The sequence below is a fragment of the Companilactobacillus furfuricola genome (assembly GCF_003946325.1).
Classification (GTDB): domain Bacteria; phylum Bacillota; class Bacilli; order Lactobacillales; family Lactobacillaceae; genus Companilactobacillus; species Companilactobacillus furfuricola.
Genome location: NZ_RHNT01000032.1, coordinates 1 through 23,810 on the forward strand (window position 1 = coordinate 1; position 23,810 = coordinate 23,810).

Genomic DNA, 23,810 nt, shown 5'->3' on the forward strand with positions numbered 1-23,810 from the left:
ATATATCCATAGTATAATTACTAATCAATGAATAAAATATTGATATATTGCGGGTTAAGCTTGACATCTGGTAGGAATTTCACCACTGAGGTCTGTATCCCCGGGCCCCTCCGTCTAGATAGAGACATAATCCCCCCTTTGGTTGAGTTTTACCGATTTATTTTGTACAAATTGGCACTGTTTGCGCGTCCTATTTCTCACATGTCTATCTCAGGCTTTATCTATTCTGGTGGGGAGTAGGAGCTTCCTTTTTTTGTTATGATATATTTTCTTTTTGGATTACATACTCTTTTCTCGGTTCGCGGGACTTTGCTCCGCTCATTTTGTTTCCTGACTTACGTTGTTGTTGCTTCTTTCTTTTCTTGATTGGTTGGATAAGATCAAATACTTTTTTTCTTCTCTTGCTTTCGCTTCTTGCTCGCGTACTCGTTCCTCGTGCTCTTGTCTGGTTCTGGTGCTTCGTTTTTTTCTCTTTTTATTTATTTCTTGCTTGCGTGCTCGTTCCTCACACTCTTGCCTTGTAACCGCTTGATTTTTTAATATCTGCCTTTGATTTCCGTACTCCTTTGTTTCTTCAGACTGAATGTTTTTGGTTCATCCCTTTTTGCTTTACTTTCCTAGTTTACGGTTGTAAACTGTCTTTAAAGATAATTTACAAGTGTAATTTAAGGAGGTGTTTACATGTCTAATGTAGAGACTATGAGCGATGCCGAATGGACTGTTATGCGGATTTTCTGGACTTTAGGTTCCGGTACTAGTAAGGACGCTATTTTGTATTTGAAGCGTAAGACTGCTTGGAAGGATGCTACTGTTAAGACTTTGATCACTCGCTTGCAGAAGAAGGACTTTTTGCAGGCTGATGAGTCTTCGCGTCCTTATGTTTATAAGCCTATGATTGCTGAGAATGAGGCTATTCATCAGAATGTTAATCGGGTTTTTAATAGTTTGTGCGATATGAAGAAAGGTAAGGCTATTGAGGATTTGATTGCTAGTTCGGAGATTTCTCAAGGTGATATTGCTGATTTGATTTCCTTGTTGGAGAAGAAGAAACAAAATGCACCTGATCATGTTCAATGTGACTGTTTAGGGGAGGCTTAATTATGGATATGAATGATATGTCGAAGAATGATATGAATATGGATGAGATGGACCATGGTCATATGATGATGCATGGTGGCATGATGATGGACATGGGAGATTTGCGGAAGAAATTTTGGCTTTCGTTGATTTTTGCCATTCCGGTGTTTATTTTGTCGCCTTTTATGGGACTGCATTTGCCATTTCAGTTTCAATTTCCTGGCTCGGACTGGATCGTTTTGATTTTGTCTAGTATTTTGTATTTTTATGGCGGTAAACCATTTTTGACGGGAGCTTATGCGGAACTTAAGTCGAAGAAGCCTGCGATGATGATGTTGATCACTATGGGTATTTCGGTGGCTTATATTTATAGTATTTATGCTTTTGTCATGAATGACATCGTTAGATCTGATACCCATGTGATGGACTTTTTCTGGGAACTTGCTTCCTTGATCGTTATTATGCTGCTAGGTCATTGGATGGAAATGAAGTCGACGATGCAAGCTGGTAGTGCTTTGGATAAGATTTCGTCATTAGTTGCTGATCAAGTTCATTTGGTTAAAGGCGACAAAGTGGTTGAACAAAATATCGATCAAGTTATCTCTGGTAGCGTTGTTGAAGTTAAAGCTGGGGAATCGATCCCGCTTGATGGGGTCGTTGTTTCTGGGCAAAGTTATGTCAACGAATCATTAGTTACTGGTGAATCAAAGGCTATCAAAAAAGACGTCTCTGATTCAGTTGTTGGTGGTTCGATCAATGGCGATGGCACGATCAGAGTTCAAGTTACTAAGACGGCTCAAGAAGGATACTTGTCTCAGATCAGCAAATTAGTTTCTGATGCGCAAATGAGTAAATCTAAGACACAGGTGTTAGCTGATAAAGTATCTGGCTGGCTTTTTTACGCAGCTTTGATGGTTGGGATCATTGCCTTTGTATATTGGTTAGTCTTTGGCTCAGTCAGTATTGCTCTGAATAGATTGGTAACCGTTTTGGTCATCGCTTGTCCACACGCTTTGGGATTAGCTATCCCATTAGTAATGTCACGGAGTACGTCGATCGCAGCTACTAACGGCTTGATCATTCGTGATAACCAAGCTATCGAAAATAGCCGCAAAATCGATTATGTGGCGATGGACAAGACGGGAACTTTGACTGAAGGTGAATTCACAGTCAATGGGTTAAAGTCCTTAGACAGCGATTATTCGGATAATGAGATACTTAAATTAATTGCTGGACTTGAACAAGGATCGAGCCATCCAATTGCCAATAGTATCGTTTCTAAGGCTAAAGCTAGCCAAGTTGAACCAACTCAATTTGAAGACGTAAAAGCCCTTAAGGGTTATGGAATGAGTGGAACGTATGAAGAGCAAACTTACTTTTTAGTCAATATGAAGTATTTAAATGAAAAGTCGATCAAATTTAATGGTGAACATGCTCAAGAATACTTAGATAAAGGCAACACCATCAGTTATTTGGTGACTAATGATCAAGTAGTCGGTTTAGTTGCGTTGGGTGATAAAGTTAAGAAAAATGCCGCTAAGTTCATTCAGGAACTGAAGGCTAGAAACATTACACCGATCATGTTGACAGGTGACAACAAACCAGCTGCTGAGAATTTTGCTAAACAGTTAGGGATCGAAGAATTTAAAGCGGAGTTACTTCCTGAAGATAAACATCAAGTTATTCGTGACCTCGAGTTAGAAGGTCACAAGGTAATGATGGTCGGTGATGGGATCAACGATGCTCCAAGTTTGGCTAGTGCCACTATTGGTGTGGCAATTGGTGCAGGGACAGACGTTGCTATCGATTCAGCGGATATCGTTTTGTACAATAGTGATCCAGCCGACATAATCAAGTTCTTAAAATTAGCAGAAAAGACCTATAAGAAAACGGTCGAGAATTTATGGTGGGGAGCTGGCTATAATATTATTGCCATCCCGCTGGCGGCCGGTATTTTAGCACCGATCGGATTTGTTTTAAATCCAGCCTTAGGTGCGGTCATCATGTCATTGTCAACTATCATAGTGGCAATCAATGCAATGACATTACGTAAAATATAAAAAAATCGTCGATGATCAGTTCATCGACGATTTTTTTGTGGAAACAAGTTTCAGAAGATAGTCATCTTTTCCGCTCTCTTATCCTTGTGAGTAGTAATAGGGAAGATCAATAAAGGTTATGATCACTTCGGTCCCTTTTCCTACGGTAGATTTGATTTCGATCAAGTGACCCAGACGATCGATCATTTTTTTGACTAAATATAGCCCGATACCGGTGGCTTTGCTGCCGGAGGTTCGTCCATTGCTACCGGTAAAGCCCTTATTGAAGACGCGTGTTCGATCTTCAGTTTTGATCCCGATCCCGTTATCTTTGATGTGTAATAAAATATTTTGTTTTTCTGAAGTGGTAAAGATCTGGATCTTTCCTCCAGCAGCGGTGTACTTCAAGCTGTTTGCGAGGATCTGATTTAGAATAAAGCTCAACCATTTGGAATCAGTCAAGACCGGCTGGTCAGAGACGTCAAGGTCGATACCGATGCGTTTGTTGATGAAGCTACGTTTATTAGTCCGAATGCTGTTCTTGACTATTTCGTTAAGATCTTGCTCTTTGATCAAATAGTCATTGGAAAAATTATTCAAGCGGGCAAAATAAAGCGCTTGATCGACTAGATAATCGATTTGTTCGGTTTCTTCACTCAACAATTCTGGATCTAGCTCATCATTCGAAGCTAATTTTAAAGCCGCTAAGGGAACTTTAATATCGTGGACCCAGGATTCGGTGTATTCCTGTTGATCTTGTTGGTTTTGATAAAGCTGAGTCAATTCTTGGCGATATTGCAAAACTATATTGTTGATCTTTTCTTGGACAAAAAGTTGTTCGTTATTTTTGGCGCCGCTTAGTTCTTTGGACAGGTCTTCCTGATAGCTTTCAAGATTCTTGTACCAGCTCTTTTTACGAATGTACGAGACACTGATGCAAAGTCCCGCAATGATCATAGCTAGAGTCCAACTGTATAGCAAAGTGCCAGTATCAAATTGCACGTTTGGGTCCAAATATAAAACTAGTTCGACAAAAGTGACACCGAGGATTATTGCTAGTAACAGCAATCCATGATCACGCAAGTATTTCCAAAATGTCATATTTGCCTCCTAAGGGATGATGTACCCTTGTCCAATTTTTGTAACGATGTAATTGGAAAGTCCATTTTTTTCAAATTTATTCCGTAAGCGATTGATATTGACCGTTAAAGTATTGTCGTCAACAAAGCGTTCGTCATCCCACATGAAGTTAAGTAATTGTTCACGCGAGACGATCTTTCCTTGGTCCTTTAGCAATCGTTGCAGCAACTTGTATTCATTTTTCGACAAATCGATCTTGTTTTCACCGATCTCAACTGTCCCATCAGATAAATTAAGCTTCAAACCATCGTGTTCAATGATGTTACTAGTTGATTTTGTAAAGTCGTACGTTCTGCGCAGCAATGCATTGATCTTGGCGATCAAGATATCGATCGAAAAAGGTTTTTCCACGAAATCGTCGGCGCCCATATTCATAGACATGATTTGATCCATATTGGAATTTCTGGAAGAAATGATGATGATCGGTGCTTTGGAGATCTTGCGGATCTCTTGATTCCAGTAGTAGCCATCTCTGACCGGCAGATTGATATCGAGCAATACTAGATCTGGTTTTTCTGCTTGAAATTGCTCGATTATCGTTGAAAAATCTGTCACTACGTAAGTATCCATCTGCCATTTAGATAAATTTTCACTGATTAATTTAGAAATTGAAGCGTCATCTTCAATAATCATTATTTTAGCCATAATAAACCGCCCTCATGATAAAATATATACGCACTTAATGATAACAATAATTAATCGATCAATGGGGAGTTTCAGTTGCAAATAATCGTAAAAAATATTGCTAAAGACTATGGAAAAAAGAAAAATGCGGTCCACGCTTTAAAGGATATCGATTTGGAAGTTGCTGAAGGTGAGTTTCTTGGTATCATGGGACCTTCTGGAGCTGGGAAGTCGACCTTGTTGAATGCCATTTCAACTAATGAGCGTCCTGATCATGGACAAATAATCATTGATGGGATCGACATGACGCAGCAACATGATCGAACACTAGCCAAATATCGACGTCATAAGATGGGGTTCATTTATCAAAGTTTTGATCTGCTCGATTCGCTGAATGTTAAAGAAAATATTATTTTGCCATTAGTTTTGAATCATTCATCGAAGAAAATTATTGAGCAACGGTTTGAACATTTGAATCGTTTATTAGATATTGGCGAGTTAAGTCAACGCACGATCGACGACTTGTCATTAGGGCAACGGCAAATTATTTCCGCTGCACGGGCATTGATCAATAATCCAGAGATATTGTTTGCCGATGAACCTACCGGAAGTCTCGATTCAAAGTCGGCCACGATTTTGTTGAACTATATGCAGATAATCAATCAACGTGAAAAGACGACTATCTTAATGGCGACACACGATGCGTTCACAGCTAGTTATTGTAGTCGGGTAGTCTTTATTAAGGACGGTTCGATTTTCTCTGAGATCGTCAATTCTGGCAATAGAAATGATTTTTTCGAGCAAGTGATCAATATGCAACGGACGATCGGAGGTGGTAGCTATTTCAATATACCTTAAGATAATTAGGCGTAGTCTAGCCAAAATGCGAGACAGCTACTTGATCTACATTGCCTCGTCGGTCTTTGCCGTTGCAGTCTTGACTTTGTTAGCGATGCTCGTGGATGATCCAACGTTAAAGAGTTCCCATTACTGGAATGTAACTCTGCAGCAATTCATGTACGTTATGGCATTTGTTTTCGCTTTTTTTACCTTTGTTTATATGACTTATGTCGGTGGCTTTTTTATTCAGCAGCAACGCCTGGAATTTAAAACCTATTTCAAATTAGGGATGTCCAAATTTGCGATCGCACTGATCAGTTTTTTGGAAACGATAGTAGTTCAACTGATCGCCTGGGTGATCGGCATGTTGCTGGCAGTCATTTTGCAAAAATTCATTGGCATGTTGCTAGTCTACTTGATGCGCATCGATTTGACCTTTAGATTTTATCTTTCAATGGACGTTATTTGGATAATGCTGAAGACTGGATTTTATTCATCGATCATCTTGAGTTTGTTGAATGGCTTTAGAGCATATTTGATCCTGCGCGAACGAAAAAAGAAGCAGCATTTTTACAATAACTGGTTTATCCGATCGCTTTTAGGGATCTTCGGCGTGGTCTTGTTCTTGTCTGGTGTCGCTTTGACAATGCCATTACTTTCAATGTCTAGTGAAATCGGACGTAACGATGACTCGATGATTTTGACTTTTATCATCGGACTGCTTTATGTCTTTGGGAGCTATTTTGTCTTTCGCGGATTTTTACCCTTAGTTTTAGAAATGCTAGATCGGATCAAATTTTTCTCATATCGTGGGACTAATTTGTTCTCATTTAAATATTTGCATCAAAGACTGGTGAAAAATACCTCTATCATTTGGTTTATCACCGAATTATCAGCTTTAGCCGTGGCTATGCTAGTATTTTGCTACGCTGGGTATCAAATCGTTTACCAAGATTATCAAATTTCTTATTCATTTTCGTTAGTTTCCACCAAGGATCAAGCTGGCGCTGTGGAACAACAATTAAAAGATCACGGGACCAAAGTCAAAGAACGCTATCATACACCGATCAAACGAACGATTGCTGAAATATGGGATTATTCCAGCAAGGAATATACGCCAAGATTAGTTTCCGTAATGTCATACGATAATTATTTGAAGTTACCTCAACGGATCACGAAAAAAAATCCCTCGATCAAATCGGGAGATTTTCTAGAAATAAAAGGTGAACTGTCAGCTTTGACTCCTAATTACAATAATATTGAACATCCAATTTCAGTCAAAAATGCGCCAAAGATAACAGCACGAAAAGTCGGTTCAATGTTTCCATACGGAAGTCGCATGTATTCCGGACTCATGCTAGTTGTGCCAAATAGTTATTACCGCCAGATCAACAGTGACGCGAGTGAGACTTTTTATGGATGGGACGTTAAAGGCGCTGATAAGATGTCAGCAACTGCCATCAAACGACTTAAGCAAAAGGAGCATCAATATTACTTGACCGTTCACGTGAAATCGTCGCTGAACAAATCTTACATTACTAAGTCAGACAAATTGGATGGTAAATACTTGGGTACCAATCAATATATTCAATCGAGCTTTGTCAGACAAGAGGTGACGAAAAATATCGTCCGGCAAGCGACTGGCTTTTTCTTGTTTTTGATTACGACGTTTAGTATCGCGTTGTTGATTGCTCTAGGCAGCTTATTGACGCTCAAAGTGTTGCTGCGAGATGATTATGAATGGCGTCAGCTGAAAACACTGAAAAGGATCGGTGCATCAGAAAACGAGATCAAAGTGATCATCAAAAAAGAAACAGCTTTACTATTTGGAATGCCCATGATATTTGCTTTGATCCAATCATTTTTGGTCATCGGTATTTTAAAATTAGTCTTCAGCACGACTAATCAGTTTGCATCATTTGTGTTGATAGGTTTGTCATACGTACTTTTATACGGCTTGACAGGAGTGTTAACGTATATTTTGTCGTGGCGTGGCGTCAAAGACAAACTTTAAAGTTCTTTTTGATAAGCTTTAGTAAAGAATTTTAGTGGTTCATTCGAAACAGCTTGAATACCATTCTCGATCAGACTTTTAATTTGATCTTTCCACAAGCCTAGATCTTCTTGATGCGAAAAACTATTGATCAATAAGTATTCATTGAAGTCAGCTCGTTTTTGAAAAATAGCTGGTTGATTATCTTTTTCAACGAATTCATCAAATTTGTTGTAAACTTTATCTTCAAAGATCGAGATTTGTTCATTATTCAATTTTATGTACACTAGTAAATAGAGATCCTTTGATAAATCCAAATCACCCTGTAGATTTCGATAGTCACCAGAAGTGGTTAATTCTTTTATTAAAAGATGGTCTCCATTGCTTACTAATAAGGGTTTTAATAAGGTATCAGCAGAAGTTAGCTGAGTTTTTAAAAAATTATCTGTGCCTAACTTTAATGATATGTCCATAATTATTGAGATCCTTTCTAAAAAAATTTGGAGGGTTTATATGTTAATAACAGTACTGGGTTTTTATGGCGGTTATCCTTATAAAGGACAGGGAACGTCAGGATATTTACTTCAAGACGAAGGTAAAAATATCTTGATCGACTGTGGAAGTGGCGTTTTAAATGAACTTTCTAATTATATTGACCCACTTCAATTAGACGCAGTCGTCCTATCCCATTATCACCACGACCATACAGCAGATCTGGGCGTGTTGCAATATAATTGGCAACTTGACCCACAAAATCGGAAACATGATGTTTTACCGATCTACGGTCATACCCAAGACTTTGTCAACTTTGCTCAATTAACTATGGATGGTGTAAGTAAGGGCATTGCTTACAATGATTATGAAACAACAACAATTGGATCATTGAACTTTGAATTTTTAAGAACGATCCATCCAGTTCCAGCTTATGCAATGAAAATTACGAAGGGTGATGAATCAATCGTATATACTTCAGACACTGCATATTTTGATGGATTAATTGATTTCGCTAAGGGTAGTGATCTTTTGATCACGGATACTAACTTCCCTGAAGATAAAACAGGCAAGATTTGGCATCTAACTACTAAGCAGACCGGCGAGTTAGCCAAAGCTGCCCAAGTGAAAAGATTAATGATCAGTCATTTACCTCAAAAAATAAATGCTGAAGAGATGTTGACAGAAACTCAGAAATATTCTGAGGGTATCCCAACGATTCATGCATTTACTGGACTTGAAGTCGAGATCTAGACCACAAGACTTAGGAGTAGAGGTTGACCATACCATTATTTTTATCCTATTAATTAAATTAATTTATAGTTATTAGTGATTGTGAAAACATTCTTTTTGTCGCAAAAACTCAAAGATCAGCCTTTCACAACCATTGACTGCTAGAACAAATATTCGCTATTTATTTTCAAATAGTGTAGATTTTATAATTTTAATGAGCTACAATATATGGTGTTGAGGAATCACCTTAGCACACTTTAGTGAAAAAGGAGAGATTATTATGGTAACAATCTATACATCTCCAAGTTGCACTTCATGTCGTAAAGCAAAAGCTTGGCTTGAAAAGCACGACATTCCATACAAGGAAAGAAACATTTATTCCGAACCACTAAATAAAGAAGAAATTAAACAAGTATTACAAATGACTGAAGACGGAACAGAAGAAATTATTTCTACTCGTTCGAAGGCATTCCAAAACTTAGATATGAATTTGGAAGATTTAACGATCGACCAACTTTTGGATTTAGTACAAAGAAACCCAGGACTATTGAAACGTCCTATTATCATGGATGACAAGCGTCTCCAAGTTGGCTTTAACGAAGACGAAATTAGAAGATTCTTGCCAAGAAGTGTTCGGACAATGGAGCTACAAAAGGCTCAATTGATGGCAGGTTTATAATAACCAGTAAATAAGAAAATGAAGGGTCTAATCATGAATTAGATCCTTCATTTTGTTTTATCCAAACTTCTTTGCTTTACAAGATACTTAAGACTGTTAAAATGTAGATACAAGAATTGAGGTGACTATGATGGAAATGGATCATATTAATGAAAATACGATCAGAGTCATTCTTAGTACGCAGGATTTGCAGGAACGTGGGGTAACTGTTTTAGATTTGTTAGGAAATAAGAAACAAATCGAAGCATTCTTCTACAGTATTCTAGACGAGGTCGATAAGAACCATACATTTTCAAACAATGAACCTGTTACTTTCCAGATCATGCCAAATAAGGCTGGCTTGGAATTGCTGATCAGTAAGACTAACGACGAGGATCTTCCAGGTTCATTGCCATTGGATAATGATGCCATAGCTGACGACAACCAAGTTCCATCGGTCAACGTTAATACTAACGAACTAGGCCATGAGGAATATGATGCTGATACAGCTCCTTATTTAAATGACCCAGATACACCTACGAAAACTGTGATTGTTGAGTTTAAGACTTTTGAAGATTATATCCAATTAGCCAGACTGCTCAGACTTGAGAGTGGAATTTCTAATTTATGGGAATATAAGGGGTCATACTACTTACAATTGGTACTATTTACTGATGAGATGCACGATATGACTTATAATGATATCTTGGCTTTATTGAGTGAATACAGTTACCGGACTAAGGTTACTGCGGCGGTTTTGTCTGAGTATGGTAAGGAATTGATGAGCAAGACTGCACTTGAGTTGACTCGGTATTATTTTAAAGATTAAAGTTTTTTGGGACTGCTGAATTTTTATTCAGCGGTTTTTTTTTGTTTTGTTTTGGGTGGAGGTAGTAGTTTGGTTGTACGTTCAATGCCGGTTCCGGGTCGGGGCGCTATATGGGACTGGAACGCTGCCGACGCAATTTTGAGCTACCTGGAAGTTCGCCAGGCATCTCAAAACTTGGTCTTTCACTAGGCAATAAAATTGCCAAGTGAAATATGGCGGCTGAGCCCATATAGCGCCCCGCCCCTCCACCTAGATAGTATGTATAATCCCCCCCTTGGTTGAGTTTTACCGACTTATTGTGTTCAAATTGGCACTTTTTGCTCGTCCTATTTCTCACTTGCCTATCTCAATCTTTTACGAAATAGTAAAACCCAAACCCAAACCCGAACCTCAAAATGAAAACCTAAACCCAAAAAGATTTTATTTGTTCTTTTTTTTGAATCATTCGGCCATTTTTGATGGGTGGATTTTTGGATAAAAAATTTAATATTATTTTGTTGGTTCTTTTTCTGATGGGGTTTTGGTTGGGGTGTTTTCAGGAAAGTTTGAAAATTTGTTTGACTTTCTTTTTCTTTGGGTTTATCTTTATTCACATCAACTAATCAAATTTTAATTTTATTAGACGTTGAAGAGAAGAGTATGATCGATTTTTATTGCACAGCGACCGTTGGTTAGTGAGAGGGCGGAATTGATTTTGATCTGAACATGAGCTCGGAGTCTTATTCTTGGTGCAAGCTAAGGATACGCAAGGATGCGATATCATCCCGGACATGTTTGTGTCGATGAGGTGCTTTATGTGAGTAAAGTGCGAATTAGGGTGGTATCACGGGAAATCGTCCCTACAATTTTGAAGTGTATTTGCTTCGATTGTAGGGGCGATTTTGTTTTATCCGGAACTTTTTGTTTCTTTCAAAAACGCGATTCGCTAATGAAATTTTAATTTTTATCTAGTTGAATGATTGTTTTTTTTCAAGAGGTGGTTGAATGGTTGATTTTTCTTTTTTGAATGATTCATAAATTTGCTTGATTGAATCATTCGTAAACCAGCGCTTTTGGCGCAAAGGGGGAGTTTTCTATGAAGAGGGTTCGTTGGTATTGGGCTACTTTTATTGCGCTTGTGTCGGTTTTTGTTTTGGCCGGTTGTGGACAAAGTAGTCAGGCTTCAAACGATACGATTACTATTGGTTCCCAAGGTTCAGATCTGCAGATTTGGGAACATATTGCTAAAAGTCAGCAAGCTAAAGATGCTGGTTTAAAGATCAATGTTAAGGAAATTACTGATGGGACGCAATTGAATAAGGCTACGACTGAGGGCAAGGTTGATGTGAATGCTTTTCAATCGTGGGCGTATTACCAAGCTTACAATCGTGAAAATCCTAATGGAAAATTAGCGGCGATCGGTACAACATACTTAGAACCGCTGGGGATTTATTCAAAGAAATTTAAAAAAGTTAGTCAAATCAAGGATGGTTCGACTATCGCGATTGCTAATAATCCTGCCAATACTTCTCGGGGGTTAGAGTTACTTCAGGATGCTGGATTGATTAAATTGAAGAAAAATTTTGGCGCATTGGGGAACGCTAAAGACATAACAAGTAATCCAAAGAATTTGAAATTTAAAGAAATTGATGATACCACTGGACCACGTGTTTTGAATGATGTTGATGTAGTCCTGATTTCCAATACGGTGGCACTTGACGGAGGGCTGCACGTATTGACCGATTCGATCTACCACGAAAAACTCGATCAGTCGACGAAAGACAATGTAAATATATTGGCGGTTGCTGAAAAGAACAAGAACAACAAAACTTATAAAAAGTTGGTCAAGTTATACCACAATCAGCAAATTCAACAATATATTAAGAAAAAGTACTACGGAACGAAAATTGAAGTTGATAAGCCACTGTCATATTTCAAAAAATAGTCAAAGTAGTCTAAGATATATACTGTAGAAAAATTGGAGGAGATTTAAATTATGGCAAAAGTTGAAAGTTTTACATTAGATCATACAAAGGTTAAGGCACCATATGTTCGTTTAATTACTGTTGAACACGGTGACAAAGGCGACGCAATTTCAAACTTTGATTTGCGTTTAGTACAACCAAATGAAAATGCTATCCCAACAGCTGGCTTACACACAATTGAACATTTGTTGGCTGGATTGTTAAGAGATCGTCTTTCAGGCGTTATCGATTGTTCACCATTTGGTTGCCGTACAGGTTTCCACTTGATCACTTGGGGTGAACACTCAACTGAAGAAGTCGCTAAGGCATTGAAAGGTTCATTAGAAGAAATTGCAAATAAGATCGAATGGAAAGACGTTCAAGGAACTGACATTTACAGTTGTGGTAACTATCGGGACCATTCACTATTTTCAGCTAAAGAATGGTCTAAGAAGATTTTAGAAGATGGTATCAGCAGCGATCCATTTGAACGTCACGTAATCTAATTCTCGTTAAAGGGATGGTTAAATGACATTTTCAGAATTGAATGACAAAATAGTTTTTGTGACGGGAGCGTATCAAGGAATCGGTCAAGCAGTTGCCCAAACTTTTTACAAAGAAGGGTCGATCGTGATCGAGGCAGATTTAGCTTTTAAAAACCACGAACTAAATCAGGTCAAACCAGGCCTTTACCAAGTAAATCTGAATGTTGCCGATGAACAAAGCGTTCAAACGGTCACAGATCAACTGAAAGAGGCCAACTTGATCCCTAACGTCTTAGCTCACGTTGCCGGGATATCGACTATGGATTACCTAGTTAACAGCAAGACTAGTGATTTTGACAAAACTATTGCTGTGAATACTAAAGGAACTTATTTAGTAGATAAATACATCGCTAATTTGATGTTGACCACGAATCAGCCAGCTAAAATAATTTTTATGGCTTCACAAGCTGGAAAGAATGGCTACCGTGCGATGGCGGCATATTCCGCATCAAAACACGCGGTATTAGGGATCACTAAGACATTGGCCATTGAACTTGCTAGTAAACAAATCAATGTCAATGCCGTGTGTCCCGGGATCATTGAAACTGCGATGAAGCATCGAGAAAGATTCGATGGAGCAAAGATCAGAGGACTTCAACCTGACGACATTGCAAAGGAAGACAATAGTCAAGTTCCACTGGGACGGACTGGAAAGCCTCAAGATGTCGCAAATGTCGTACTATTCCTAGCCAGTCGTCTTTCAGATTACATGACAGGACAAGCTATCAATGTAACAGGCGGCATGACCATGAATTGAATATAGAAAAAGGTAGCAGAATGCTGAATTTTCGGTATTCCTGCTGCCTTTTTTTGATTGTATAGGTGTTGAGGTGATAGTTTGGTTGGTACGTTCAAGCCGACTCGGGGGCCCGGGGATAAGTTAAAGGAACGTAAGTGCTAATGCACTTGCGCAACCGGTTATGGTGGTGGCTATGCCACCGAACAACTAAGGTCGGGAACGTGGTGGGCACATTTTGAACCAATCGAGCAAAGTGCGCTCGCTTGTTTCAAAACTGCACCTTCCTCTAAGCTCCTTCGTCGCCAAGAGGAATTTCACCACTGAGGTCTGTATCCCCGGGCCCCTCCGTCTAAATAGTGACATAATCCCCCCTCTGGTTGAGTTTTACCGATTTATTTTGTACAAATTGGCACTGTTTGCGCGTCCTATTTCTCACATGTCTATCTCATCTTTACTATTTAAGCAGTCATAAGTTTATTTGAGACGGATTTTTTAAATTGCGGATTCAGAATGTTATTTCTGATATTCATTTTGTTTGATCCGAAATCTACAGTTATAAATCATAAATAGATAAAATTTAAATCTGATGCTGGTATGATCAGTAAAAAATCTGAAAAAAAATGAAAAATAAAAAAATTTTCGTTGTTCTTGCGTAATTTTAATTCAGAGGTGATTAAAATGTATGCTGCATTAGATGAAAAGGATCAGCTGATCAATGCTATTGATTGCGATAAAGCAGGGAAATTTAAGTGTCCAAATTGTCAGAGACCTGTTGTATTGATCAGAGGCGAGAAAACGCCATTTTTTAAACATGAAAGTGAACATTATAATGAGATCAATGAACGGCCCGTGCACAAAAAAGGGAAAAGTATGCTGATGAAAGCTTTGAGGGATTCTACTTCTGCTTCTTGTCAGATCGAAGAAGAAGTCTATCTAGAAGACATTGACCAAAGGCCGGATATAATGGTAGATGGCAAGACTGTGATCGAATATCAATGTGCCAAATTGGATTTGAAAAGATTATCCAAACGAGTCAATAGTTATAAAGACAAAGGACTGGAGAATTTGTGGATCCTTGGTGGTGATTATTTATCAGAGAAGATCACCAAACAACATTTGAAATTTTTATCCTACAATCCTAGTTGGCGATTTTATATTGTCATGCTTAATACGGAAACAAAGAAATTGTCATTATTTTATGAGGTCCGATTTGTCGGTCCGTTCAATCGCTTGGCTTATCATAAGAAAACATTTGCCATGAAGAATTTTAGACATTTCCTCGATTTTCAACCGAAACAAGATCAAATCAAACAAGTAACGATAAGTGAACACCAGATCGAACGGATCAGGCGGATCAATGATCCAAAGATCAATCGTTTTAAAACTAGCTATTATCAACGCCATCACCAGCGGGTGGAGGATTTTTTAGTCGGACAGAAATTTGAGATGCTGAAGCCGATTTATCAGACGTATCACTGGATGATGAAATGTGGGTCGACCCCTCGTCGGATCAGACAGCCATTATTGAATGCTACGAAGAAACTAGATCAAGAATGATAACGGCAATTTTGGGTAAAAAAAAAGAAGCTAGTGTTAAACTATCTTCTGAAATTCTCAAAATAAATTATTCGACTTTGCTGATTAAATTCAATATCAGACTCTTTTGCTGTTGGCATTGTTTTTTCAAGCATTGCTGAAAGATTTTCATTGATGATATCTTCAGAAGTTACACTACCAAACTTATTGATCATAACGCCAGGCTTTGACGGATCGTCATCATCGAAGACGATAACTGTCGGGGCCTTTTCAATATTCATTTGACAAGTTAATTCTTGATCTTTTTTAACAGCTTTTTTAACAGTATCGCTGTCCTTTTCCTTCATGATTGCTTTAAAGTTGAGACCACTATTTTCTACGGCCACTTTGATAGTATCTTCGTTGAATGGATTTCCTAAAACGTTGACTTGATTTTGGAGATTCATTAAGAAGCTACGAGCTTTTTTGTTACCCTGGCAAGCAGCAGCTTTGTAGAGTAGTGCCGCTTCATAAATATTTTCAGTGACTTCGTTCCTTTTTTGCAGATCGGCTGGTTTATAACCTTTCATTAACATATAATCAGTGATAGTTGCCATGTTGAAAGTTGTTACAAAGTGATACTGTGTGTCAATGTTATTTTTTCGGGTGAAATCGATGATAGAACGTTCCACCTTTAAGCAGTATGAACATAAGGGATTAATATATAAAAAAACTTCCCACATTGCTATTCCCTCCATCTCTTTAGCAAAATCATTCTAACAGCTATCATAAAAAAGGTAAAATAAACTGCTTTATTGTTACAATAATATTTTTAGATGAATATTAATGCCCAGTAGGATATATTTAAATAGTAAAGAGGGATCGTAATGTCAGAAATCAAATGGGACGATTTTTTAATTCCATACACACAAGCTGTCGATGAACTAAAATTAAAATTTCGAAATACGAGAAAAGAGTACCTAGAAAAGAATATCCACTCACCGATCGAATTTGTGACCGGTCGGGTGAAAACTGTAGATAGTATCAAAGAAAAGATGAAGCGTCGATATATTTCTGAAGACTTGCTAGAACAAGATATGCAAGATATTGCTGGTATCAGGATCCAGTGTCAATTTGTGGAAGATATTTACGACGTAGCGAAACTATTACATCAACGAGAAGATATGCGCGTTATTGAGGAACGCGACTATATTGCCAATAGTAAATCAAGCGGGTATCGTTCATACCACGTAGTTATCGAATATCCCGTCCAATTGGCTAATGGTCAGAAGAATATTTTGGCTGAGATTCAAATTAGAACTTTGGCGATGAATTTTTGGTCTACCATCGAACATTCGTTAAACTATAAGTATAAGGGCGACTTTCCTGAAGAGATAAATGAAAGACTGAAACGAGCAGCGGAAGCTTCATTTTTACTCGATGAAGAAATGTCAAAGATCCGTGAAGAAATTCAAGATGCACAGCAATACTTTACGGACAATAAGCGAAATATTAATAATTCTACGAGGTCACCGAAGAAATGAAATTTTGGGTAAATAATAATGGGAAGCAAGAATCTGTCCAAGCCGCTGACAAGATCCGCCGTGAATTGATCGCTCACGATTTTGTGCTCGATCAACTCGATCCAGCTCTGGTAATTAGTGTTGGTGGTGATGGCACATTATTGAGTACTTTTCATGCTTATATTGATAATTTAGATAAGGTCAAATTTGTCGCACTTCATACGGGACATTTGGGCTTTTATTCTGATTGGACGGATGACGAGATCGATGAATTAGTTGAACGGATCATTGATCATGGGGAGGATATCCCGGCCACGAGCTATCCATTGATCGATGTCCAGATCGAAGCTAAGGACGGTTCAGTGATCAAAGGAACTGCCATCAATGAGGTTATTGTTCGCCGGCTTTCAGCGTTAACTTTAAAGACGCAAGTCGATATTGATAATGAATATTTTGAGAGTTTTCGTGGCGATGGTCTTTGTTTTGCTACGCCAACTGGTTCGACGGCGTATTCTAAATCGATCGGTGGAGCTTTAGTTCATCCTAAAGTCAATGTTTTCCAAATGGTTGAAGTTGCCTCGATCAATAATCGGGTCTATCGGACGATTTCGTCGCCATTGGTGATCCCGGCAGATCAAATCGTTTGTCTTTATCCACAAGATGCTGAAGATTACGTGGTTAATTTTGATGGTAAAGTGGTCGAGCTAAAGGATACGCAGTATATCAAAGTTAAGCTAAGTCCACGTCGGGCACAATTTGCTCAATATCGTCATCGTCATTTCTGGACTAGGGTAGAAACGGCCTTTTTGGGTAAAAATGACGAGTAAACGCTTCTTAAAGTTTGTCATCGGCCAAGACGACAAAAAGATCATCCGCAAATTTTTAACGCATCAAAGATTTTCATCCAGCCAATTGCATAATCTGAAAAATAAAGGTGGTCTGATTTTTGTTAACCACAAACAGCGCCACTTTAATTTCAAAATGAAATCTGGGGATCATTTATTGATTGTCATGAGTGAAGAAAAGCCTTCAGATTTGATCAAACCTATGCCAGGAAAATTGGATGTCATTTTTGAAGATGAATACATGTTAGTCATCAACAAACCACCAGGGATCGCCAGTTTGCCTGCTAAGGCACGAACTAGTAAGACGATGGCTAATGTTGTGAAGGCTTATTTACAAAATAAGCACGAAAATGGCACGATCCATTTAGTCACTAGACTGGATCGTGATACTTCTGGATTAATGGTTTTTGCCAAGAATTCGTATGCACATTCGATGTTGGATCAGATCTTGCACTCAGATAAATTTGAGAAATTTTATTTAGCAATTATTCAAGGGCAATTAACGCCTCGTTTTGGTAAGGTTGATCTGCCAATAGGGATCGATAAGACAGCTTTTTATTTGCGCGCGATCGATTTTGAGAATGGTAAACCGTCGCAGACTTTATATTGGACTGAGGAGATTTTTCCTAAGGCAAGTATAGTGCGTCTAAAATTATTAACGGGGAGGACGCACCAAATCAGAGTTCATATGAAAGCAATCGGTCATCCGATCGTGGGTGACTACAACTATACACAAAGGGTCGATCCGTTGATCGATCGTCAAGCTTTGCATTGCGCTGAATTAAAGATCTTTCATCCGATCACGCAGCAACAATTGGATCTTATAGCGCCATTGCCAGCTGACATGACAGAACTCTGTCAGAAATTAAGGGGGTGAGTCAGGTGGACGAAAGCACAAAGAAACAAGACGATAAATTTAATGAATTAAAGGGATTTCTCGATAGTGATGACCGGATCAGATTTCGGAAATCTTATTTAGATATGCATTTTTATGACCAAAGTACTTTTTATTTGTCATTAGAAAAACCGGATCGTTTAAAGATGTATAGCATCTTGAGCCCTGATGAAATGGGGGACATGTTCGATACTATTGAAGATGATCTGCCTTTGATCCCAGAACTTTTGGATGAAATGGATGTTCAATACGCTTCCAAGATGCTGAATTGCATGTATGATGATAATGCCGCCGATTTATTGGAGCATATGGATCGGTCACATGTTGACCTCTTTTTGAGTGAAATGCCAAAAAGCGATGCCAATAATTTGCGTGGCTTGCTCCACTACGATACAGAAACTGCCGGTGGTATCATGACGACTGATTTTGTTCAGTTCAATCAAGATATCACTGCCGGAGAAGCTATCAAAGGTTTAAGAAAAGTAGCTGAAACAGCAGAAACGATTTATTATTTATACATTTTAGATGACAATGAAGATTTAGTCGGTGTTATGTCTTTGCGTGATTTGATCATGCAAAAGTCGAAGACAGTTTTAAAAACGGCTATGAATACTGACCTGATAACCGTCAACGTTGATGATGAACAAGCCGATGTTGCTCAAGTTATCAGAGATTATGAATTCCTAGCTTTGCCAGTAGTCGATCATTCCAATAAATTAGTCGGGATCATCACAGTTGATGATGTTATCGAAGTTATCGATGACGAAGCTCAACAAGACTATTCAGGTTTGGCCGGTGTTGACGTTGATGAGTCAATTTCTGACAACCCATTTAAGGCTGCAACGAAGCGTTTACCTTGGTTGATCACCTTGTTATTACTAAGTATGATAACGGCAACGCTGATCAATAAATATGAAGCGCTCCTCGCTCAAGCTAGTATCTTAGCAGTATTCATCTCGACCATCACAGGTACTGCCGGTAACGCTGGTACTCAAAGTTTAGCTGTCGCTGTCAGAAGACTAGCGACTGATGAGATCGATCGTTCCGACTTTTTCAAACTGCTGGGCAAAGAATTGATTACAGGTTTAGTGACTGGAGTTGTCACTGGAGCATCGATCTTTGTCATCGTAGGTTTTTGGAAGCACAATTTTGTGCTGGGATTAGTGATCGGTCTAGCAATGTGTGCAGCTATTACTGTGGCTAACATTGCCGGAAGCTTTATTCCTATGCTAATGTCACGGATCGGTTTTGATCCTGCCGTCGCTAGTGGACCATTCATTTCTACCTTGAGTGATTTAACTAGTGTACTGATTTACTTCAGTATTGCCGGAATGTTCTTGAAATATTTCGTTGGTGCTTGAAAAAATTAAATAAATATATCAAATATGACTTAATTTAAATAAAAAGAGACTCACTTAGCTATTCATTAAGGAGTCTCTTTTTGTGTTGTATCAGGCATAACACTGGATATTAATATCTTTGACGTAAAACTATAAATATATAAATTCATTCATTAGTTAATGTGTGAACTATAATTTGATATGAACAGCATCATTGACATTCATATTCTGGAGGCTAACCGTGAATAATAAATCATTCCTAAAAGTATGTTTAATCTACTTTTTCGTACCGATCATTATCGTTGGTTTTATTTTCGGCATGAACTTTAATAATCAGCAAACAACAGGAGCTGATCTTGAAAAAGCTATGCCGATCATCGTCAAACGTGATCAGCCTTGGGATGCAGGTGCTTCAAAAAATGATTCCAATAGTGAAGTTTTAGGACCAAAATCGCAAAATCAAGTTGAAGCATTAAAGAATGCACCAGATGGCTTAGATATTGCTCCGCTGTTCAAACTAGGCACTTTTGGGAGTCCTAAAGATAATTCAGCGGTGATCAAGGATAACACGAATCGTACTGGTATAAAATCTAGTATTTTGAAAGTCAACGATTCTCAATGGCAGCTAGGGTCTATTTGGAGTGATATTAATTCAGGAAACTATATTGATGTTTCTAAGGATCAAACACTTTCGATGTGGCTATATTTTGGCAATCAGGAACTATTACGGGGTAGTGGCGATGGGATGGCTTTTGTTCTGCAAAACGATAGCAAAGGAATTAGTGCCATTTCTCAAAGCCAGCAAAATCAAGGTCAAACAAGATTTGGTAACGGTGAATCGATCGGAGTATGGGGAACGGATTTTGATGGCAATCAAACTGATCCAAATCAAATTGCCAAAACAGCCATTCAAAATAGTTTTGCACTTGAGTTTGACAGTTTCGGAGACATCACTACAGATGGATCACACCCGAATAATCAAGGCGTTGGTTTTGATTCACAAAATGAAATAGCTAACTCTAATTATGATTCAACACAACATATAGCAATGGCTTATCCTGATTCTCCTAATACTTACACGCCAGAGAGAGGGACATATGGAAACTATTTTGTAATGAAGCACTCGTCATTACAATCAGGTGTATTTTTACCAGATGGTTACTGGCATCATCTTACTCTTAAGTGGAATAAAGGAGACGGCAAAATTGGTAGACTAACTTATGAGTACAATGATAAAAAAAGAGATGGAACACCGAATACCTATACAAATCTGAATGAAAATTCAAATGGGTATATTGATTCAAATTCTTATTTAAGCAGCACGCAAGCAGTCGACATCAGTCACTTCAAATTACCGAAAGAAGGGCCAATGGCAAATAAATTACGATGGGGATTTACTGGATCGACAGGAGAAAATTACCAGGATAACTTAATATCTTTTGAAACGGTTCCTTCAGCAGTCAACGCGGACATTTCGTCATCATTATTTGATGAAACCAGACAATTTGAGATCACAAATGATCAAAAGACTCAACAAAATAAAGTTCATACAGGCGATGATCTAACTTTTAAATATCATTTAGCTTATCTGAGTGGGGAGAAGGATTGGGTCAATATTTATTCTAAAGTTGACGTACCTGATGGGGTCAAATTTGTCTCAGCTGACATCACTTATGCCGACGGTAGTACCGAACAAGTGACGGATCCTCAAATTGATGATCATCAGTTAACATGTAAAATAACGCGTCCACTGAATCAATCAATGAAAAATGCCACCCTAAATGTTCATTCACAGGCAGGTACGCAGGAATTAACAGTCAAGCCTAGTCATGCCAGATTTAAGAGTCAGTATGACATTTTGGATACCCAAACACCGCAATTTCAAATAGTCACATCCAAATTAAATTTGCGGACGGATCCATTTGGGACCATAAATTATAAAGATAAGAATTCAATTCCATCATCATTAAAGATCAATTGTTACGTCTGGGAAAAAGAATTATCGGACAATGATAATGCCAACGTTCAACTTTTTTACAAATTAGGTAATATTAAAAACTCAATTCAGTTGAATTCATTGTCTTCAAAAATTCCTTACATACTAAAAATTGACAAGCAGGATCTAAATTACGGGTCGAATCTATTGGAAATATACGCCAAAGATAAGCAAGACGATTTTCAAACGCCGGTTCATAAAATCACAATAAACATTGCGGATTCATTGTATTTTGAAAACAATACACCAACAGTAAATTTTCAAACAGTGATCTCAGATTATCCAGGGCAGTTGATCTCAAGAGTTGGTGACTGGGATTTTCGAGTAAGCGATGCCAGATCAAAAGGCAATGGTTGGAAATTAGCAGTCAAAGCCTCCCCTAATCAAAAAGAATACAAACACTTTGATGGAAGCATCATCTACAAAAATCGAAGTGGACAAGAATCATCATTAATTAATCCACAAATAATCGACATCAAGCAAAAAGACAATGACAGTAAACAAGAAACTAACATCGTCAAGAATTGGAGCAAAAAAAGTGGTATTCTGCTAAAATCCAACGGACAAAATAATCCAGGACGATATTCATTTCAATTAGACTGGTATTTGATCGATGGAATATAGAAGCAAAAAAAGAAGACAAACTAATCATCTCATTTATGAAAAATGGATAGTTAGTTTGTCTTCTTTTGTACAATCATCAATAAATAAAAACTGAATTAAAGCAAACGAGAACCATGAAGAGCCGAAACGCCAAGCTCAGAAGCAATAGCATCAGCGTTTTCAGCAGTAATACCGCCACCAGGCAGAATTTGAATGCGCCCATTAGCATATTCAATATATTTCTTAATTTGTGGCAAAGTCTTCTCAATAGGAGCAGACAAAGGACCACCGTGGGTCAAAATACGATCAACATCATGATCGATCAACCAATCCATAGCATCAAAACGAGTAGCTTCAGCAAGCTCATCAAAAGCCATATGAAAAACAACCTGCATACCAGAAGAAGCACCAATCAAAAGTTCCAAAGCATCTTCATCCAGCTCGCCATCAGCAGTCAAAGCACCAAAAGCCACAGCATCGATTCCCAACTTCTGAGCCTGAAAAACATCAGCTTCCATCATCTTCAATTCCAAATCATTATAAACAAAATTACCACCACGAGGCCGGATCATCTCAACCAAAGAAACATCCTTCTCGTGCAAATACTTAGCAGATTCCTGCAAAACACCCAAACTAGGAGAAGTACCTCCAACAGCCAAATTATCATTCAACTCAATTCTGTCAGCCCCTGCCATCACAGCGTGGGGAATATCAGTAAAATTCTCAACAGCAATTTCCTTATACATAAAAAGAACCTCAATTCACAAATAATTATCCTAATGATTATGGCAGTTTCCAAAAAGAAAAGAAAGTAGGACACGTCAAAAATTCAGTAAAAAGTCAAAACAAAAAGGCGCAGGTGCATGCGAAGCATAAGCACCAAGCCAGAGGGAAACGATAAAGAAAAAAGAAACCATGAGAACCATGCGAGGGCACAAGGAACGAGTGCACAAGCAAGAAATAAATTAACAGAGCAAAAAGAAAACTTAAGAACTAGGCAAGAGTGCGAGACTCGAGCACGCGAGCCAGAAACGAAAGTAAGAGAACAAAAAGAATATTGTCTCTTATCTAACTAACAAAGCATCAAAAATAACAACAGCAATATAAGCTAGGAAACAAAACGAGCGGAGCAAAGTCCCGCGAACCGAGAAAAGAGTATGTAATCCAAAAAGAAAATATATCATAACAAAAAAAGGAAGCTCCTACTCCCCACCAGAATAGATAAAGCCTGAGATAGACATGTGAGAAATAGGACGCGCAAACAGTGCCAATTTGTACAAAATAAATCGGTAAAACTCAACCAAAGGGGGGATTATGTCTCTATCTAGACGGAGGGGCCCGGGGATACAGACCTCAGTGGTGAAATTCCTACCAGATGTCAAGCTTAACCCGCAATATATCAATATTTTATTCATTGATTAGTAATTATACTATGGATATAT

Annotated in this window: 22 protein-coding genes; 16 read left to right on the forward strand and 6 right to left on the reverse strand. The window is 38.2% G+C overall.

What is annotated here, in order from left to right; translation table 11 throughout:
- The first annotated feature begins 681 nt into the window (after window positions 1-681).
- Together EKM78_RS08625 and EKM78_RS08630 are read left to right on the forward strand one after the other, a co-directional pair.
- Window positions 682-1,098, forward strand: coding sequence for a CopY/TcrY family copper transport repressor (locus EKM78_RS08625; protein WP_125771349.1), 417 nt, complete (start codon window positions 682-684; stop codon window positions 1,096-1,098).
- Between the two features lie 2 nt (window positions 1,099-1,100).
- Entirely contained in the window at window positions 1,101-3,137 is a 2,037-nt protein-coding gene (locus tag EKM78_RS08630; protein WP_125771351.1) for a heavy metal translocating P-type ATPase, read from the forward strand.
- 78 nt (window positions 3,138-3,215) lie between these two features.
- Here EKM78_RS08630 and EKM78_RS08635 read toward each other — a convergent pair whose 3' ends face one another.
- Together EKM78_RS08635 and EKM78_RS08640 are read right to left on the reverse strand one after the other, a co-directional pair.
- Entirely contained in the window at window positions 3,216-4,217 is a 1,002-nt protein-coding gene (locus EKM78_RS08635) for a sensor histidine kinase (RefSeq protein WP_125771353.1), read from the reverse strand.
- 9 nt (window positions 4,218-4,226) lie between these two features.
- A complete protein-coding gene (locus EKM78_RS08640; protein WP_125771355.1) occupies window positions 4,227-4,901 on the reverse strand; it encodes a response regulator transcription factor in 675 nt (224 codons plus the stop codon).
- 75 nt (window positions 4,902-4,976) lie between these two features.
- Between EKM78_RS08640 and EKM78_RS08645 the strand changes: the two genes are divergently transcribed.
- Window positions 4,977-5,738: an ABC transporter ATP-binding protein gene (locus EKM78_RS08645; RefSeq protein ID WP_125771357.1), complete on the forward strand. Its 762-nt coding sequence runs from the start codon at window positions 4,977-4,979 to the stop codon at window positions 5,736-5,738.
- Between the two features lie 25 nt (window positions 5,739-5,763).
- Window positions 5,764-7,734: an ABC transporter permease family protein gene (locus tag EKM78_RS08650; protein ID WP_125771359.1), complete on the forward strand. Its 1,971-nt coding sequence runs from the start codon at window positions 5,764-5,766 to the stop codon at window positions 7,732-7,734.
- Here EKM78_RS08650 and EKM78_RS08655 read toward each other — a convergent pair.
- Entirely contained in the window at window positions 7,731-8,186 is a 456-nt protein-coding gene (locus tag EKM78_RS08655; RefSeq protein ID WP_125771362.1) for a hypothetical protein, read from the reverse strand. The two genes, EKM78_RS08650 and EKM78_RS08655, sit on opposite strands and share 4 nt — an antisense overlap.
- Window positions 8,187-8,226: 40 nt before the next feature.
- On the opposite strand from EKM78_RS08655, the gene EKM78_RS08660 reads away from it, so the two are divergent.
- From EKM78_RS08660 to EKM78_RS08670, 3 genes are all read left to right on the forward strand, one after another.
- Window positions 8,227-8,958 (forward strand): MBL fold metallo-hydrolase, encoded by a 732-nt coding sequence (locus tag EKM78_RS08660; RefSeq protein WP_125771364.1) that lies wholly within the window; start codon window positions 8,227-8,229, stop codon window positions 8,956-8,958.
- Window positions 8,959-9,217: 259 nt separating this feature from the next.
- Window positions 9,218-9,616 (forward strand): transcriptional regulator SpxA, encoded by a 399-nt coding sequence (gene spxA / locus EKM78_RS08665; RefSeq protein WP_125771366.1) that lies wholly within the window; start codon window positions 9,218-9,220, stop codon window positions 9,614-9,616.
- 130 nt (window positions 9,617-9,746) lie between these two features.
- The gene (locus EKM78_RS08670; RefSeq protein ID WP_125771390.1) at window positions 9,747-10,424 is read left to right on the forward strand and encodes an adaptor protein MecA; all 678 of its coding nucleotides are present in this window, start codon (window positions 9,747-9,749) and stop codon (window positions 10,422-10,424) included.
- A 341-nt stretch (window positions 10,425-10,765) separates the two neighbouring features.
- On the opposite strand, the gene EKM78_RS12720 is transcribed toward EKM78_RS08670, so the two are convergent.
- Window positions 10,766-11,017: a hypothetical protein gene (locus EKM78_RS12720; protein ID WP_164507271.1), complete on the reverse strand. Its 252-nt coding sequence runs from the start codon at window positions 11,015-11,017 to the stop codon at window positions 10,766-10,768.
- A 482-nt stretch (window positions 11,018-11,499) separates the two neighbouring features.
- Between EKM78_RS12720 and EKM78_RS08675 the strand changes: the two genes are divergently transcribed.
- From EKM78_RS08675 to EKM78_RS08690, 4 genes are all read left to right on the forward strand, one after another.
- The gene (locus EKM78_RS08675) at window positions 11,500-12,348 is read left to right on the forward strand and encodes a MetQ/NlpA family ABC transporter substrate-binding protein (protein ID WP_125771368.1); all 849 of its coding nucleotides are present in this window, start codon (window positions 11,500-11,502) and stop codon (window positions 12,346-12,348) included.
- Between the two features lie 51 nt (window positions 12,349-12,399).
- Window positions 12,400-12,873: an S-ribosylhomocysteine lyase gene (locus tag EKM78_RS08680; RefSeq protein ID WP_125771370.1), complete on the forward strand. Its 474-nt coding sequence runs from the start codon at window positions 12,400-12,402 to the stop codon at window positions 12,871-12,873.
- A gap of 22 nt (window positions 12,874-12,895) precedes the next feature.
- Entirely contained in the window at window positions 12,896-13,669 is a 774-nt protein-coding gene (locus EKM78_RS08685; protein WP_125771372.1) for an SDR family oxidoreductase, read from the forward strand.
- A 660-nt stretch (window positions 13,670-14,329) separates the two neighbouring features.
- Window positions 14,330-15,208 (forward strand): competence protein CoiA, encoded by an 879-nt coding sequence (locus tag EKM78_RS08690; protein ID WP_125771374.1) that lies wholly within the window; start codon window positions 14,330-14,332, stop codon window positions 15,206-15,208.
- A gap of 41 nt (window positions 15,209-15,249) precedes the next feature.
- Here EKM78_RS08690 and EKM78_RS08695 read toward each other — a convergent pair whose 3' ends face one another.
- Complete coding sequence (locus EKM78_RS08695; protein ID WP_125771376.1) at window positions 15,250-15,909, reverse strand: DsbA family protein; 660 nt, start codon at window positions 15,907-15,909, stop codon at window positions 15,250-15,252.
- Window positions 15,910-16,053: 144 nt separating this feature from the next.
- Between EKM78_RS08695 and yjbM the strand changes: the two genes are divergently transcribed.
- From yjbM to EKM78_RS08720, 5 genes are all read left to right on the forward strand, one after another.
- Window positions 16,054-16,710: a GTP diphosphokinase gene (yjbM, locus tag EKM78_RS08700; protein ID WP_125771378.1), complete on the forward strand. Its 657-nt coding sequence runs from the start codon at window positions 16,054-16,056 to the stop codon at window positions 16,708-16,710.
- A complete protein-coding gene (locus EKM78_RS08705) occupies window positions 16,707-17,516 on the forward strand; it encodes an NAD kinase (protein ID WP_125771380.1) in 810 nt (269 codons plus the stop codon). The genes yjbM and EKM78_RS08705 overlap by 4 nt, the downstream gene beginning before the upstream one ends.
- Window positions 17,506-18,411, forward strand: coding sequence for an RluA family pseudouridine synthase (locus EKM78_RS08710; RefSeq protein WP_125771382.1), 906 nt, complete (start codon window positions 17,506-17,508; stop codon window positions 18,409-18,411). The genes EKM78_RS08705 and EKM78_RS08710 overlap by 11 nt, the downstream gene beginning before the upstream one ends.
- Window positions 18,412-18,416: 5 nt before the next feature.
- Complete coding sequence (gene mgtE / locus EKM78_RS08715; protein ID WP_125771384.1) at window positions 18,417-19,790, forward strand: magnesium transporter; 1,374 nt, start codon at window positions 18,417-18,419, stop codon at window positions 19,788-19,790.
- Between the two features lie 220 nt (window positions 19,791-20,010).
- A complete protein-coding gene (locus EKM78_RS08720) occupies window positions 20,011-22,389 on the forward strand; it encodes a hypothetical protein (protein WP_125771386.1) in 2,379 nt (792 codons plus the stop codon).
- A 95-nt stretch (window positions 22,390-22,484) separates the two neighbouring features.
- On the opposite strand, the gene EKM78_RS08725 is transcribed toward EKM78_RS08720, so the two are convergent.
- The gene (locus EKM78_RS08725) at window positions 22,485-23,114 is read right to left on the reverse strand and encodes a copper homeostasis protein CutC (protein WP_125771388.1); all 630 of its coding nucleotides are present in this window, start codon (window positions 23,112-23,114) and stop codon (window positions 22,485-22,487) included.
- Window positions 23,115-23,810: the final 696 nt, after the last annotated feature.

What these genes read in the sequence shown, in the direction of transcription:
- EKM78_RS08710 (WP_125771382.1), top strand. Translation starts at nt 17,506, where the DNA reads ATGACGAGTAAACGCTTCTTAAAGTTTGTCATCGGCCAAGACGACAAA.
- yjbM (WP_125771378.1), top strand. Translation starts at nt 16,054, where the DNA reads ATGTCAGAAATCAAATGGGACGATTTTTTAATTCCATACACACAAGCT.
- EKM78_RS08625 (WP_125771349.1), top strand. Translation starts at nt 682, where the DNA reads ATGTCTAATGTAGAGACTATGAGCGATGCCGAATGGACTGTTATGCGG.
- EKM78_RS08680 (WP_125771370.1), top strand. Translation starts at nt 12,400, where the DNA reads ATGGCAAAAGTTGAAAGTTTTACATTAGATCATACAAAGGTTAAGGCA.
- EKM78_RS08690 (WP_125771374.1), top strand. Translation starts at nt 14,330, where the DNA reads ATGTATGCTGCATTAGATGAAAAGGATCAGCTGATCAATGCTATTGAT.
- EKM78_RS08705 (WP_125771380.1), top strand. Translation starts at nt 16,707, where the DNA reads ATGAAATTTTGGGTAAATAATAATGGGAAGCAAGAATCTGTCCAAGCC.
- EKM78_RS08640 (WP_125771355.1), bottom strand. Translation starts at nt 4,901, where the DNA reads ATGGCTAAAATAATGATTATTGAAGATGACGCTTCAATTTCTAAATTA.
- EKM78_RS08685 (WP_125771372.1), top strand. Translation starts at nt 12,896, where the DNA reads ATGACATTTTCAGAATTGAATGACAAAATAGTTTTTGTGACGGGAGCG.
- EKM78_RS08675 (WP_125771368.1), top strand. Translation starts at nt 11,500, where the DNA reads ATGAAGAGGGTTCGTTGGTATTGGGCTACTTTTATTGCGCTTGTGTCG.
- EKM78_RS08695 (WP_125771376.1), bottom strand. Translation starts at nt 15,909, where the DNA reads ATGTGGGAAGTTTTTTTATATATTAATCCCTTATGTTCATACTGCTTA.
- EKM78_RS08630 (WP_125771351.1), top strand. Translation starts at nt 1,101, where the DNA reads ATGGATATGAATGATATGTCGAAGAATGATATGAATATGGATGAGATG.
- EKM78_RS08650 (WP_125771359.1), top strand. Translation starts at nt 5,764, where the DNA reads ATGCGAGACAGCTACTTGATCTACATTGCCTCGTCGGTCTTTGCCGTT.
- EKM78_RS08655 (WP_125771362.1), bottom strand. Translation starts at nt 8,186, where the DNA reads ATGGACATATCATTAAAGTTAGGCACAGATAATTTTTTAAAAACTCAG.
- EKM78_RS08670 (WP_125771390.1), top strand. Translation starts at nt 9,747, where the DNA reads ATGGAAATGGATCATATTAATGAAAATACGATCAGAGTCATTCTTAGT.
- EKM78_RS08660 (WP_125771364.1), top strand. Translation starts at nt 8,227, where the DNA reads ATGTTAATAACAGTACTGGGTTTTTATGGCGGTTATCCTTATAAAGGA.
- EKM78_RS08635 (WP_125771353.1), bottom strand. Translation starts at nt 4,217, where the DNA reads ATGACATTTTGGAAATACTTGCGTGATCATGGATTGCTGTTACTAGCA.
- spxA (WP_125771366.1), top strand. Translation starts at nt 9,218, where the DNA reads ATGGTAACAATCTATACATCTCCAAGTTGCACTTCATGTCGTAAAGCA.
- EKM78_RS08725 (WP_125771388.1), bottom strand. Translation starts at nt 23,114, where the DNA reads ATGTATAAGGAAATTGCTGTTGAGAATTTTACTGATATTCCCCACGCT.